This window comes from Cyanobium sp. NIVA-CYA 375, assembly GCF_056108345.1.
In genome coordinates, this window is record NZ_JBSYHW010000233.1 from 1 (window position 1) to 1069 (window position 1069).

Sequence of the window (1069 nt, forward strand, 5' to 3'; positions counted from 1 at the left end):
TCAGCCCGGTTCCATCGTCAAGGCATTGGTCGGCAGCTTGTCTCCCGTCTCATCGAAAGGGGCGAGCAACTTGGCTGCACTGAAGCCTGGGTGGCTACGGAGTTGGGCAACAAGCCGGCACGTGCTCTGTACGAGGCGCTGGGTGGCGTACCTGACGAAGAGCATGCGGTGGTATACGTCTATCCGCTCAAACCGAAGGCCGGTCATGGGCACAACAACGGCGACGCCTAACCCCTCGCTCAACCGCCGACCCACTACGGCAGGCAACGTAAGGCTGATACGCGGCACTCGTGCTATTTTCGCGTACCAGCCTTACGCTGCCTGCCTCCGTGGTCGGCGTTAGCTCGAACGTTAGGCCGCACAAGCCACCGCCCGTTGGTATCGGAGGGCCTCTGAATGCAGAACCCGTTGTCCATCAAGCGCCCGCTGCGTGCACGCGAGGTCTCAGCCGAGGTCTGGTATGCCGGAACTGACCGTGAGATCCGCGGCCGAGCACTCTGCGATGTGGGAGGCAAGGCAAGGGTCGGTGTCGGCTTGATGGAGCTTCCTGCGGGCTCGAACACAAAACCAAGTCATTGGCACTCTCACGAAGAAGAGCACCTGTATGTCTTGGCTGGCTCAGCTGTTCTTCACCTGGGCGCGGAGCAGCACAAGCTGGAGAGCGGCTCCTATGTCTGCTTCCCCGCTGGCCAGACCGTTGGGCATCATCTTGAGAACCCAGGACCAGAGACGTTTGTCTACCTCATCGTTGGTGAACGAATCGCCGATGACAAAGTCACCTATCCGAGTGCGGCCTAACCCCTCGCTCAACACCCCGACCCGCTACGGCAGGCGCTGTAAGCCTGGCCTGAGCCACGGTAGCATCGTCTCAGTCCAGGCTTACAGCGCCTACCTCCGCGGTCGGGGTTAGCTCGAACGTTAGGCCTCAATGACCACCACCCAGCACTGGCTACTCAAGCCTCTGGCCGCGGTTGGCGCCCTCGCCCTTGTCGCCGGTGCGGTGGCATTCGCCTTCGCGAACTGGCCAGACCTTCCCGTTGTGGAAGTCCTGCAGAGGGTCGAATCACCG

Annotated in this window: 2 protein-coding genes; both read left to right on the plus strand. The window is 61.6% G+C overall.

What is annotated here, in order from left to right; translation table 11 throughout:
- Positions 1-231, plus strand: a 231-nt coding sequence (locus AC01FP_RS17760) for a GNAT family N-acetyltransferase (protein ID WP_474482074.1), incomplete at its 5' end; no start/stop codon positions are given.
- Positions 232-408: 177 nt separating this feature from the next.
- The gene (locus AC01FP_RS17765) at positions 409-798 is read left to right on the plus strand and encodes a cupin domain-containing protein (RefSeq protein ID WP_474482077.1); all 390 of its coding nucleotides are present in this window, start codon (positions 409-411) and stop codon (positions 796-798) included.
- Positions 799-1069: the final 271 nt, after the last annotated feature.